Source organism: Flavobacterium zubiriense (assembly GCF_041729725.1).
Taxonomy (GTDB): Bacteria; Bacteroidota; Bacteroidia; order Flavobacteriales; family Flavobacteriaceae; genus Flavobacterium; species Flavobacterium zubiriense.
The window spans coordinates 42,366-55,770 of record NZ_JBCFQL010000015.1 but is presented as its reverse complement, the minus strand read 5'-3'; the positions used below and the strand labels follow the sequence as shown (position 1 = coordinate 55,770).

15 protein-coding genes are annotated in these 13,405 nt (G+C 32.3%); 9 read left to right on the top strand and 6 right to left on the bottom strand.

What is annotated here, in order from left to right:
• Positions 1–26: 26 nt before the first annotated feature.
• On the top strand, positions 27–2,810 hold the full coding sequence (locus tag AAGV28_RS13600) for an outer membrane beta-barrel protein (protein WP_373407302.1): 2,784 nt from the start codon (positions 27–29) through the stop codon (positions 2,808–2,810).
• 44 nt (positions 2,811–2,854) lie between these two features.
• Positions 2,855–3,616, top strand: a complete 762-nt coding sequence (locus AAGV28_RS13595) for a GLPGLI family protein (protein WP_373407301.1) — start codon at positions 2,855–2,857, stop codon at positions 3,614–3,616.
• Positions 3,617–3,687: 71 nt separating this feature from the next.
• On the opposite strand, the gene AAGV28_RS13590 is transcribed toward AAGV28_RS13595, so the two are convergent.
• The 6 genes from AAGV28_RS13590 to AAGV28_RS13565 form a co-directional block, all read right to left on the bottom strand.
• Positions 3,688–3,996, bottom strand: coding sequence for a hypothetical protein (locus AAGV28_RS13590; RefSeq protein WP_373407300.1), 309 nt, complete (start codon positions 3,994–3,996; stop codon positions 3,688–3,690).
• 31 nt (positions 3,997–4,027) lie between these two features.
• Positions 4,028–4,345, bottom strand: a complete 318-nt coding sequence (locus AAGV28_RS13585; protein WP_373407299.1) for a type II toxin-antitoxin system RelE/ParE family toxin — start codon at positions 4,343–4,345, stop codon at positions 4,028–4,030.
• Complete coding sequence (locus tag AAGV28_RS13580; RefSeq protein WP_373407298.1) at positions 4,345–4,566, bottom strand: hypothetical protein; 222 nt, start codon at positions 4,564–4,566, stop codon at positions 4,345–4,347. Before AAGV28_RS13580 ends, AAGV28_RS13585 begins: the two co-directional genes overlap by 1 nt.
• 214 nt (positions 4,567–4,780) lie before the next feature.
• Positions 4,781–5,080, bottom strand: coding sequence for a helix-turn-helix domain-containing protein (locus AAGV28_RS13575; RefSeq protein ID WP_373407297.1), 300 nt, complete (start codon positions 5,078–5,080; stop codon positions 4,781–4,783).
• Positions 5,064–5,420, bottom strand: a complete 357-nt coding sequence (locus AAGV28_RS13570) for a type II toxin-antitoxin system RelE/ParE family toxin (RefSeq protein ID WP_373407296.1) — start codon at positions 5,418–5,420, stop codon at positions 5,064–5,066. Before AAGV28_RS13570 ends, AAGV28_RS13575 begins: the two co-directional genes overlap by 17 nt.
• 157 nt (positions 5,421–5,577) lie before the next feature.
• Positions 5,578–6,627 (bottom strand): 2Fe-2S iron-sulfur cluster-binding protein, encoded by a 1,050-nt coding sequence (locus tag AAGV28_RS13565; RefSeq protein WP_373407295.1) that lies wholly within the window; start codon positions 6,625–6,627, stop codon positions 5,578–5,580.
• 365 nt (positions 6,628–6,992) lie between these two features.
• Between AAGV28_RS13565 and porW the strand changes: the two genes are divergently transcribed.
• The 7 genes from porW to atpH all read left to right on the top strand — a co-directional run bounded on the left by porW (position 6,993) and on the right by atpH (position 13,382).
• A complete protein-coding gene (porW, locus tag AAGV28_RS13560) occupies positions 6,993–9,614 on the top strand; it encodes a type IX secretion system periplasmic lipoprotein PorW/SprE (protein WP_373407294.1) in 2,622 nt (873 codons plus the stop codon).
• Positions 9,615–9,616: 2 nt separating this feature from the next.
• Positions 9,617–10,012, top strand: coding sequence for a bactofilin family protein (locus AAGV28_RS13555; protein ID WP_373407293.1), 396 nt, complete (start codon positions 9,617–9,619; stop codon positions 10,010–10,012).
• Complete coding sequence (locus AAGV28_RS13550; protein WP_373407292.1) at positions 9,987–10,217, top strand: AtpZ/AtpI family protein; 231 nt, start codon at positions 9,987–9,989, stop codon at positions 10,215–10,217. The genes AAGV28_RS13555 and AAGV28_RS13550 overlap by 26 nt, the downstream gene beginning before the upstream one ends.
• A gap of 546 nt (positions 10,218–10,763) precedes the next feature.
• Positions 10,764–11,921, top strand: coding sequence for a F0F1 ATP synthase subunit A (gene atpB, locus AAGV28_RS13545; protein WP_373407291.1), 1,158 nt, complete (start codon positions 10,764–10,766; stop codon positions 11,919–11,921).
• Positions 11,922–12,030: 109 nt separating this feature from the next.
• Positions 12,031–12,222 (top strand): ATP synthase F0 subunit C, encoded by a 192-nt coding sequence (atpE, locus tag AAGV28_RS13540; protein WP_026712861.1) that lies wholly within the window; start codon positions 12,031–12,033, stop codon positions 12,220–12,222.
• Positions 12,223–12,343: 121 nt separating this feature from the next.
• Positions 12,344–12,844, top strand: coding sequence for a F0F1 ATP synthase subunit B (locus AAGV28_RS13535; protein ID WP_373407290.1), 501 nt, complete (start codon positions 12,344–12,346; stop codon positions 12,842–12,844).
• 4 nt (positions 12,845–12,848) lie between these two features.
• Positions 12,849–13,382: an ATP synthase F1 subunit delta gene (gene atpH, locus AAGV28_RS13530; RefSeq protein ID WP_373407289.1), complete on the top strand. Its 534-nt coding sequence runs from the start codon at positions 12,849–12,851 to the stop codon at positions 13,380–13,382.
• The last annotated feature ends 23 nt before the right edge of the window (positions 13,383–13,405 follow it).

The window sequence follows — 13,405 nt, the reverse complement described above, 5'->3', positions numbered from 1 at the left end:
TATTCAATTAAAAACAGAACCTATTTATGCCAAAAAATATAGTATCAATTGCAATTTTGTTCTTTTTCTCTTTTTCAGCATTTTCTCAAAAAGCAAATCTTTCGGGTGTTTTAACCGATGGTAACGAAAAAGCACCCGTTTACAATTCGGTTGTTGCTTTATTAACCCCAGTCGATTCTATTTTATATAAGTTTACCCGATCGGACAAAAAGGGGAACTTTAATCTCAAAAATGTAAAAGCAGGAAACTATATATTGATGACTTCTCATAGTCAATATGCAGATTATGTCGATGCCATTACAATGGATGAAAACGAAAAAAATATAGGAACTATTGATTTGAAAAGTAAAATTGAGCTTTTGAGAGAAGTTGTTATAAAAACGGGTTCTATTCGAATAAAAGGAGACACTACAAGTTACAGGGCAAGCGATTTTATAGTAGATGCTAATGCCAATGTGGAAGAATTACTTAAGAAGCTTCCAGGAATTCAAGTCGATAGAAACGGAGCCATAAAAGCGATGGGAGAAACAGTACAAAAAGTATTAGTAGATGGTGAAGAATTTTTTGGTGACGATCCCGGTATGGCGGTAAAAAACTTAAGAGCCGATGCAGTAAAAGAAGTTCAGGTATTTGATAAAAAAAGTGAACTGGCCGAATTTACAGGAATTGACGATGGAAAAACCCAAAAAACTATTAACCTGAAATTAAAAGAAGATAAAAAGAAAGGGTATTTTGGTAAAATGGACGGAGCCAATCAGCCCTTTACGGATGCCGATAGCAGATATAATACTAATTTGATGTTTAGCAGTTTTAAAGGCAAAAGGAAATTATCTGCCTTTCTATTAAATGGAAACACGGGTCAGGATGGACTGGGCTGGGAAGACAGTGAGAAATTTGGAGCTCGTGACAACAATATTAGCATGAACATGGATGATGATGGAAATGTAAGCTATGAGTGGGTGGGTGATAATAATGACGGAGAACCCCGTATTAATACGCAAAACGGATTTATCAAAAATACAAATGCAGGATTGCAGTACACTAACAAATGGAATGACAAACAAAACCTGAATGTTTCACCCAAATTCAATAATCAGATTTATACCAATAACAGTAGCAGAATTTCTCAAACGCAGGTGGGAGAAACCCAATTAAATGAAAACCGGTCTACAGTAACCAATGTTGACAGGAGTAATTTTAAACTCAATGCGGTTTATGATGTGAAATTAGATTCGGTAAATTCTATAAAATTCTCTGCTAGGACTAATTTTTATGATACAGATAGTGATGAATTTACAGACGGAGCCACAACAGGAAATGACGGAATATTAAAAAACAAACAGCAGCGTTTATTCACCACTAATTCGGATAAGTCTGCTTTATCAGCCGGTTTTTTATTCAAGCATAAGTTTGCTAAAGCGCGTCGTACATTTTCATTAAATAGTAGTTGGAGTATGCTCAATACCAACTCAGATAATTTTTTAAAATCTTCTAATGAAAGTTATGTAGATGGAGTTCTTGCTGCAAAAGATACTATCAATCAAAATAAAATAGGTGATAGAACAAGTCAGAATTTTTCAGCCAGTTTTAGTTATTCTGAACCTATTGCTAAACAAATAGCACTTCAATTTGCTTACCAAATTGCTTATGATAAAGGCAAAAACAACTATTTTACTTATGATTATTCTGAAGATACCGGAAGATATGATCAATTAGTATCTTCATTGTCAAATGAGTTTGAACAAACCATAATCACTCACAGACCCAATTTAAAATTGAGTTATAATGCTAAAAAAATCAATTATAGTATTGGAAGTGGTTTTGGGTTTACTTCTTTTGATTTGTTAGATAAAACTATGGATAAACAATACAAACGTAGTTATACTAACTTTTTTCCTTCGGCAAATTTCTCTTACAAGTATAAAAGCAACAGTAGTTTAAGGGTTAATTATCAGGGATCAACAAGACAGCCTACACTAGATCAATTACAACCATTGAGAAACAATCAGGACTTTTTTAATCAAACGGTGGGAAATCCGGATTTAAAGCAATCTTTTACTAATAATATTAACATCAATCAGGGCAGTTATGATATGCTGACGGAAACTCAAATTTATCAGGGACTAAATTTCAGCACAACAAGTAATGCAATTATCTATAGCAGAGTAATTGATCCTGAAACGGCCAAAACAGTTTCCAGACCCATAAATACCAATGGAAATTTTTCAGGTAATTTTTATTTGGGATATGGATTAAAAATCAAGAAATTAGATATGAGAGCTGATTTTAGTCCTTCTTTTGGCTATAATAAATCAGTACTTAGCATTAATGATAAAATGGGTAGTGCTAAGAATTTAAACACTGGACTTTCAGTGTATTTAAATAAATCCAAACAAAAGCACTACGATATTAGTTTAAGTAATAGGTTTTCATTTAATAGAAATAGTACTTCTCAAAATGATGAAATCAAATCCTTTAACACTAATAATTTGAATTTAGATATAGGAGTTTTCTTTGCTGAAAAGTGGAAAATAGCTACTGATTACAATTTAAATACCAGACAAAAAACAGTCGATTTTCAAGACAATCTGACCAATCAATTGTGGAATGCAAGATTGCAACGCACCTTTAAAAACGATGAGTTTACCGCCTATTTTATGGTACGAGATATTTTGAATCAAAATATAGGTATACAAAGAAATGTATATGAAAATACCATCAGTCAGGAACAAAACGACAGACTTAGAAGATATGCTATGATAGGTTTTACCTGGAATTTCAAAAATGGGGGAGAAAAAGCAAAAAAATAATTTCAATGACAATTTCACAACTCAGAACTAATAACTTACAAAGGATGAAAGTAATATATTTTATAATTGTAACACTTATTTTTACAACCAGTTCAAATGCACAGCAATTTGTAGATAAAGCTGTCATTGAATATGAAGTAAATACCAATCTCAAAAAAACGATGAGCAATGATAGTTGGGATGAAATGATGAAAGACAATCTTTCCGATCTTAAAATTTCATATTTTAATTATACTTTTTCTGAGAATAAAAGCATTTTCAAATTTGACAGATGGAGTCCAAAAACAAGAATTCCAAAATACCTGAAAGATGCGGATGAAGAAAGCAGTTGGTATTTTGATTTTAATACAGGAATGATGAACATGCAAAAACAAATAGGTGGAACTAATTTTGTTGTAGCCGATAGTATTCCCAAAATAGAATGGAAAATTACCAATGAAAATAGAGAAATTGCGGGCTACAATTGCCGAAAAGCCGTAGGCAAAATAATGGATGATGTATATGTTTTTGCTTTTTATACGGATGACATTACCATTTCTGGTGGTCCATGTTCCATAAATGGTTTGCCAGGTATGATTTTAGGACTTACCATTCCTAGGTTGTACACCTCTTATATTGCCACAAAAGTCGATGTGGCCTTTACCAATGCTGCTGATATAAAACCTGTAACGGCAAAAAAAACCTATGATTTAAAGGAGTTAAAAACCCTTTTTGAAGATAAATTAAAGGATTGGTACAGCTATGGTGATGATAAAGAAGAAATTCAAAGGCAAAAAAATATGTTCTTGTGGAATGCTTTTTTATAGTCATTGTGAGGAACGGGCGCCATCTCATTTGATGCTGTTGACGTGTGATGGCGCCCGTTCCTCGCAATGACCTACAAATAAATTTTCTCGTCCTTACATCTACCATAAATATATCTTTTTAGATTCGAAATGGTTTCTTGATAAGCTGGAGCTTCAAACCCAAAACGCTCGTGTTCCATTTGCTGTTTCTCTATGGCGTTGCAGCCCTTGATAACTTCTTTGAGCATATCCAGCATCGCGAGTTCCTTATTGTTTGTTTTTTGGAATTTGAACTCTACAATTTCGTCTTGCAATTCTTCGCAATAATCTATAAGTGCGATTACTTCTGGTTCGTCAAGAAGCGATGGATTGTTCTTGAATAGTTCTCGAATGGATTTCATAATCAATAAGTTCGTACCCGTTTATGATTTTTTATTTAGTTCTTTTGATTTTTGAAGGATTTTGTCTTGTATCAAAAACGTCCGCAATCATTATGAACTTTTGTTTTAGGTCAACCGAATAAATAATTTTGTAATTGCCGCAAATCAAATATCGATATTCTTTTTCTCTATCCAATAGTAATTCTTCTATTGGAGTACTTTCAGGCTGAGAAAGTATTTTATTTGGTTCTAAAATAATTTTTTCAATTATATTCCTAGCAACTCGAATACCTGCTTTTTCAATATAATATTCAAAAATTTGATCCAATTGCATTTCTGCAAAATCAGACCAAATTATTTTAAAAGCCATTATTTGTATTTGGATAAAAGTTCAGCACTGGTTTTGAATTTCCCCTTTTTAAAATCATTTTCTGATTGGTCAATTCTTGCGTTTAACTCAATTACCGACATGGGTTTTAGTTTTTTTTGAGTTTCCTTTTTCAATAAATTTTCAAACTGAACAATTAACTCTTCACTTTGAAGTTTTAGAAACTCTTGCACAAATTCAATTTTTCTAGTTTGTAAATCCATAACCTAAATTTTTATATCAAAAATACAAAATTATTGTGTGTTGAGTGTAAATTTTAAGATTGTGTTATATGCTTACTAAGATTAGGATAGCTTTCTCCTTCGGTCAGAAGAGAAGGATCTTTCTTGAATAGTTCTCGAATGAATTTCATGGTATGAAAACTTAAAAGAATTAGTTAAATGTTTACTGGTGATGTGTTTGTATCAGTTAGAGTATTTAGGCTATCGAAATGGAAATTTTTTTCCCTAATCCAATTTCTAACAATCGGTATAAAGTGGAAAGCTGAATATCGGTATGACCATTTTCAATTCTGGAGATAAAACTTTTTTTAGTTCCCGTTTTGTCTGCTAATTCTTGTTGAGTTAAACAGGCTAGTCTGCGTTCCTCTTTAATCAATTCACCAATAGCAAATGCTTTGGCTTTAATCTCGAAATTAATTCTTTCTGTAGTTCCGGATTTCCCGTATTTGGTTTCTAAAAGTTCATCAAAATTTGTAATGTTATTTTCCTTTTTCATGGTCTTTTATCTTAAAATATTCTTCTTTAAGTTTTTCCGCTTTCTCAATTTCATTTTTTGGAGTTTTTGGAGATTTCTTTTGGAAACCATTAAAAAGGACAATCAATTTCCCTTCGTCAAAACAGCAAAATACTCTAAAAATATTTCCGCCAAATTCAATTCTAATTTCATACAAACCATTTGTTCCGCTTAAATGATCAAAGAATTTTTTAGGAATTCTTTCTAAAACTGTGATTATAAAAAAGACTTCATCAATTTTCTTTTGGACTTTTTCATTTTGAAGATTATAAAACTCCATAAAATGATCTTGATAAAAAATGATTTGTCGAATTTTTTTCATAGCAAAGTTAACGAATAATGTAACACGAAATATTTTTTTATTTCATTTTACTTGCTAAGATAAGAAAAAACCCAACATCCCTAAAACAAAAAAACTTCCCTTTTCAGAGAAGTTTTCAGTTATTGGAATTTGGAAATTTAAATATTGGAATTTATTATTAAACATCATCGTAATCCACATAAATCGTGTCTGATGTTGGATGAGCTTGACAGCTCAGGATTAATCCGTCGGCAATTTCTTTATCGGTTAGGATGGAGTTTTTCTTCATTTCGGCGCTTCCCTGAGTTACGCGACAAAGACAGCTGCTGCAAATTCCGCCCTGGCAAGAATAAGGTGCATCGATGCCTTGTTTTAAGGCTGCTTCCAGAATGGTTTGTTTCTGAGACATTTCAAACGATGTTTCTTCATCATCCACCATAACGGTAATTTTCGAATGTCCGCTCAACTCTTTGATCTCATTTTCATGAACTGAAGCCGTAAAAAGCTCAAACTTTATAGCCGAATCTTTTACGTTTTTCTCTTTCAAAATGGTAGAAACGGTATCAATCATTTGTTCAGGTCCACACAAATAGAATTTTTCAAATTCTAAGCTTGCATGTTTGTTGTTCAAAACATAATTCACTACCGATTTGTCAATTCGACCAAACAATGCTTCATCGGCTTTAGCCTGACTGTACACATAATGCACAAATAATCGATTGACATATTGCAAATGCAAGTCATGTAATTGCTGGTGAAAAATAGTTTCTTCTGGTGATTTATTTCCGTAAACCAAAACAAAAGAACTTTCTGGTTCGCTTTTTAAAACTGATTTTAAAATAGATAAAACAGGTGTGATTCCGCTACCAGAAACAAAAGCAACATAATTTTTTTGTTTGTGCGCATCGGGCTCAAAAGTAAATTTTCCCTCTGGAGTTCCTACTTCAAGAACATCACCCGCTTTTAGTTTTGTATTGGCAAATTGAGAAAAAGCGCCGTCTTTTACTGCTTTTACTGCAATGCGCAATTCGCCACTTTCAGGTGAAGAACAAATAGAATAGGCACGACGAATTTCTTTTCCGTCTAATGTTAATCGGATGTTTACGTATTGTCCTGCAATGAATTTATAATTGTCTTTTAATTCTTCAGGAACATTAAAAAGTATTGAAACGGCAGCGGCGGTTTCTCTTCTAACCTCTTTTATAAGGAGTTTAAGAAAATTTGGCATGTGATATAATTTTTGACAAAAATAAGAAACACTATATAATTTAGGATACTCTCTTCAATGAATATTTTAAGGAATAATCAATTTTAGCGGCTTAAAAGTATTTATTTAAAATTTTTAATGTTTAAAAAGTAGCTTTTTTACTATTTCAGGCTCTTTGTTTTTTAATTTAAAATTTTGATTATTAGTGTTTTAATAGATGATCTGTTAAGCTAAATTAACTACTTTTGAGTTATTTTAAAATGGCTCAAAATGAAAGAAAAGCTTTTTCCTGCTTTAAATTTCTATATTTCAAAAAGAAACGTATTTTTACCAGTCATTATACTAAAAAAACTTTTACAAAGTTTAATGATAAAAACTGCGAATCATTGAAAACCAACAAATTTAAATATTCAATTCCTTTAGGGTGTTTGTGTATTTTGGTAGCTTGTTCTACTAGAAATGATACTTTTTTGGCTCGAAATTCACATGCTTTAAGTACAAAATACAACATTTTATACAATGGGCAAATAGGATTAGACAAAGGAATTAAGTCCATTGAAGCCAGTAATCAAGATGATTTTTGGGAAATTTTGCCTATCGAAGCCATGAAAATCGATGAAGATGTTGTGGTAGCCGATACTTCTAAAAATGCCGATTTTGCATTGGCGGAGACTAAAGCAACTAAAGCGATCCAAAAACATTCGATGAATATTAAAGGAAAAGAACGCAATTCTCAAATAGACGAAGCCTATTTACTTTTAGGAAAATCCCGTTATTACGACAAAAGATTTATTCCCGCTCTGGACGCTTTCAATTATATTTTATACAAATACCCCAACAGTAGCCGAATTGATGAAGCTAAAATATGGCGAGAAAAAACCAATATGCGTTTGGGCAACGATGCTTTGGTTGTAAAAAATATCACTAAGATGCTCAAAGAGCACAAATCTAAAAAGCAGGTTTTGGCTGATGCCAATGCGCTTCTGGCATCGTCGTTTTTAAATTTAGAAGAAAAAGACAGTGCCATTGTCAAATTGAAAAAGGCAGTCAATTTTACCACACACAATAACGAAAAAGCCAGATACCGTTTTATCCTGGGACAATTGTATCAGGAAATGGGTCAAAATGATCAGGCAAGAGATTATTATGAAGCTGTGATTAAGATGAATCGAAAATCAGACAGGAAATACATGATGCAATCTCAGGTGAGATTGGCGCAAATGTTTGATTATCAAAATGGTGATAAATTTGTTTTTGACGAAAAATTCCATAAACTCTTAGAAAATCGTGAGAATCGTCCGTTTCTGGATATTTTAAATCACCAAGTGGGTATTTTTTATGACAAACAAAGCAAAGACGAAAGAGCTTTAGAATATTACAACGCTTCTCTAGATTATGCTAAAACAGATAATTATTTAATTGCTTCCAATTATAGAAATATTGGAAACATGTATTTTAAAAAGGCGAGTTACCCTATGGCTGCCAAATATTACGATAGTACTCTAGTGAAACTGAATCCTAAAACCAGAGAATTTATTCATATTGAAAAAGTGCGTAAAAATCTGGACGAAGTTATTTTCTATGAAGCCATAGCAATTAGAAATGACAGTATTCTTAAATTGGTTGCTTTACCTGAATCTGGAAAAATCGCTTATTTTGATGGTTATATCGAAAAGTTAAAAAAACAAGATGAAGCCAAAAGAATTTTAGAAGAAAAAGAAGCCGAGAAACAAAAAAATATTGAAAGAAACAGCCAAGCAACAACAGCCGATGCGCTAGTTTCTGCTAATGGAAAAGCACTAGCCAAACCATCATTTGCTCCGCCATCAATGACTAGTCTTCAGGCCGATAATGTATTTTATTTTTACAATCAGGCCACGGTGTCTTTTGGGAAAGTAGCGTTTAAGAAAAATTGGGGAAAACGTGTTGCAGGCGGTTATTGGAGAGTTTCTTCTTCTGCTAATTCAAATGCAGCTATGGCTGTAGATTCTACTTTAATGGTACAGCAAGAAATAACTACAGATTCTATTTCGAAACAGACAGAAACCAATCCAAAATATGCAGCTGATTTTTACATCAATCAATTACCAACCTCAAGCACGGCTATTGATAGTATTACTAAAGAACGCGATGATGCGTATTATCAATTGGGTATAATTTATAAGGAAAAGTTTAAAGAAAATGATTTGGCTGCAACTAAGTTAGAACAGTTATTAGGCAATGATCCAGAAGAAAAATTAGTCCTTCCTACGTTGTATAATTTGTATAAAATTTATCAAATTACGGATGCCAGCAGAGCCGAAACCATCAAGAATAAAATTCTAACAGTATATCCAAATTCGCGTTATACCCAAATTCTAAATAATGCTAATGTAGTGGTTGAGGAGGGAAGTCCTGATGTGGTTTATAAAAAATTATACGAACAATATAGCAACGAAGAATTTGATGCTGTAGCGGCAAAAATTGACGGGTTGATAAATCAATTTTCGGGTGAAGAAGTAGTGCCAAAACTAGAACTTTTAAAAGCAAACGTTATTGCAAAACAAAAAGGATTAGTTGCTTACAAAGCCGCATTAGAAAATGTTGCCGATACATATCCAAATACTGAAGAAGGGAAGAAAGCCAATACTATTTTGGCAGAACAAATTCCGTTATTGGAACAAATGGATTTTAATTTTACAACTTCAAGTCATTGGAAAGTACTGTATCCTGTTGCATTAAATGCTGTTAATGATAGAAAAGCAATTGAGGAAAAAATAAGCAAGTTTATCAAAGCGGAGAATGCTCAAAAAATAAATCTAGCTTATAATTCGTATGCAGAAAATGAAGGATTTATAATTATTCAGGGAATTACAACACAAGATTATGCAGCAAGCGTGGCGAATGTTTTAAAAGAAGATTTAGCTTATAAAATAGTGACTCCAGCTATAATTATTTCGAATGAAAATTATAAAATAATTCAAATTAAGAAGAATTTAAATTCCTATTTAGAAGCAAAAAAAGAATAATCATGTTTAATAAAAAAGAAAAACCCTATACTGATCTTCTAGGAAAAACCAATAGAATTGTTGAAGGAACGCTAATAAAAGGAGATATTATTTCGAAGGCTGATTTTAGATTAGATGGCGAATTGATTGGGAATTTTCAATCTACAGGAAAACTGGTTATAGGTCCTACTGGGAGTGTTACGGGGGATATTAGTTGCAATAATGCGGATATTGAAGGAAATTTTAAAGGAACAATTCAAGTAGCTGAATTATTAAATGTAAAATCGAAGGCGAGTATTCATGGTGATGCCACCGTGGGAAAATTAGCAGTAGAACCTGGAGCTGATTTTAGTGCTTCATGCAGGATGAAAGAAAATGTAAAGCTCTTAACCGATGGAAAAGAAACCCAACAAAAATAAATCCAGTAAGTGGCTGGCATTGATAAATATTCCCATCCAAATGGGAGTGATTATCTTTCTGTTTTCCTATTTAGGCGATTGGCTTGATGAGAACCATCCTAATCCAAAGTTTTACTACAATAAGGTGCTGGTTATGGTAGGCGTTTTTTTGGCCTTATACAACGTGATAAGACAGGTAAATGAAATTAATAAAGAAAAAGAATAACTTAAGTAAACACGCTTTTCGGGCAAAACAACAATTATGTTTTTAAAAAATCACAAGACATTTCTATTTTTATTGATTTCAGTAATAGTAGGCTATGTAGTACACAAATTAATTTTTTATTTTTTCAATATCAATTCAGCTGTTTTTTATTACAGTTTAGAGCAATTGTATGGTATCTTTTTCATGCTTTCTTTGATGATAATTTTGATTTTATTAAAAATAAAAGAGCGTAATTTTGATCAGTTAGGGATGTCTTTTTTGCTACTAACTACTAGTAAAATAGTTCTATACTACTTGCTTTTGAAGCCAATTTTAGATATTAAGCATTATGACATCAGAACAGAGAAAATGAATTTTTTTGTACTGTTTATTCTTTTTTTGACAATTGAAACCGTCGTAACTATAAGAATATTAAACGAAAAGCAATAAAATAGGACTTTTAACAAGGCATTAAAAAAAATATATTTTTATATCCTTTTGGATATTAATAAAAAATGTACCTTTGCGCCAAATTTTAGAAACGTAAATATAACATATTTAGTAATTATGGTGATTTTAAACAGACCACTTAGATTTATAATAGCAACATTTTTAGCGTGTCTTCCATTGATGAGTTTTGCAAATCAAGAAGTTGATTCTGCACATGTACAAGAAGCAGCTCACGAAGTAGTAGCCGAAGGGCATCATGAAGGAGCGCATGCTGAACCAACAGATGTAAAGTCTAAAATTAAAGCGTTTATTGGTCACCACGTTTTGGATTCTCACGATTTCTCGTTGACTCAAGATGATGCCACTGGAGAAGCTTGGGGTTTTCCATTACCTGTAATCTTATGGGATGATGCTTTACACGTTTTTTCATCTGCAAAATTCCACCACGGAAAAGAAGTAGCTGAATCTAATGGTAACTATTATGCTATCAATCACCACGATGGTAAAATTTATAGAACAGATGCTTCAGGAACAATTACTGAGAATGAAGAAACGGGTTTCCCTACTAATGTTCGTCCTATTGACTTTTCAATTACTAAAACAGTAGTTTCTATTATAGCTGCTGCTTTATTAATGTTTTGGATTTTTACTAGCTTGGCTAAATCATACGCTAAAAACGGAGGAATCGCTTCTGGAGTAGGTCGTATTTTTGAACCAATAGTACTTTACATTCGTGACGAAATTGCGATTCCAAACATTGGTGAGAAAAAATATAAAAACTACATGAGTTATTTATTGACAATATTCTTTTTTGTATTGTTCTTAAACATCTTCGGATTAACTCCACTAGGAATTAATGCTACAGGTAACTTAACGATTACTTTTTCGTTAGCATTTTTAACTTTCCTGATTACAAACCTAACTGCTAACAAAAACTATTGGGGACACATTTTCTGGATGCCAGGTGTGCCAAAACCAATGCGTATTATTTTAGCACCAATTGAGTTGTTAGGAGTTTTCATTAAACCATTTTCGTTAATGATTCGTTTGTACGCAAATATTTTTGCAGGACACATTGTATTGATGAGTATTATTGGTTTAATGTTTATCTTTAAAAGCTGGATTGGAAGTAGTTTGTCATTTGGATTATCATTTGCACTTTCTATTCTAGAAATATTAGTAGCGTTTTTACAAGCGTATATTTTCACGATGTTATCTGCACTTTACTTTGGTTCAGCTGTAGAAGAGCATCATCATGAAGAAGGTCACCACTAAAAAAGTTATGAGTTAGGAGTTTTTAAGTTATTAGTCACTGGACGTTTAACTATTAACAAATAACATTTAACTTTCAAAAAAAGAATGTTTAATTTTTAATATATATATCATGGAAATTCCACAAATTATTGGAGCTGGATTAATCGTTATCGGAGCAGGTTTAGGTATTGGGAAAATTGGTAGTTCAGCAATGGACGCTATTGCTCGTCAACCAGAAGCTTCAGGAAAAATCCAAACAGCTATGCTTATCGCTGCTGCACTTATTGAAGGTATTGGTTTCGCAGCTTTATTCGCAGCTTAATTAAAACAAAAAGGCAATAGTTGCAACGGTTGGTTGTAACTATTGTTTTTAAAATTAAAACATTACATTGCAGCAATGCAACTGGATTAAATTTAGAATATAAAACTTAGAATTATATATAATGGAAAAGTTAATTAATCAGTTTGAGTTTGGTTTGTTTTTTTGGCAAATATTAATATTTGTTGGATTAATATTATTATTGAAAAAATTCGCTTGGAAACCTATTCTTGATGCAGTTAATGAAAGAGAAGAAGGAATCAAAAACGCATTAGAATCAGCTGAAAATGCTAGAAAAGAAATGCAAGATCTTCAAGCTGATAACCAAAGAATCTTGAACGAGGCAAGAGCAGAGCGTGATGCTATGTTGAAAGAAGCTCGTGAAATGAAAGAGAAAATGGTTGCTGATGCAAAAACGGAAGCCCAAGCACAAGGATTGAAAATGATTGAGCAGGCTAAAGCCGCAATTGAAAGTGAGAAAAACTCAGCAATGGCGGAATTGAAATTACAAGTTTCTACTTTATCATTGAGTATCGCAGAGAAATTATTGAAAGACGAATTATCTAATACTGAAGCTCAAACTAAATTAGTTGAGAAAATGTTAGGTGACGTAAAGCTAAACTAATATTATGGCAGGTACAAGAGCAGCAATTCGTTACGCAAAAGCAATCCTTAGTATGGCAGACTCAATAGGAGTAGCTAACGAGGTGAATAACGATATGATTTTAATTGCTTCAACAATCAAAGGCAATTCTGAATTAAATACATTTATTCAAAGTCCAACAATAAGTGTTGAGGTTAAAGAAAGTGCATTATTGGAAGTTTTTGCTACAATTAATGGCGTAACTAAAGGTTTCTTTCATTTATTATTCGAAAATAAAAGATTTGAAATTCTTGAGGCTATCGCAGTAGCATATTCTAATTTATTTGATGAAGTTAATGGTATTGAAGTAGCCAAAGTAACTACTGCTTTCCCAATGGATGCTGATTTAGAAGCTAAAGTTTTAGCTAAAATCACCTCTTTGTCAGATAAAAAAGTGACTATTAAAAATAGTGTAGATCCTGCTATCATTGGAGGATTTATTTTAACCATAGGCGATAAGCAGTACAATGCTTCTATTGCTAACCGATTACAAGTATTAAGAAAAGAATTAAGTAACTAGTTTTATTGCACATTAAGTGTCTA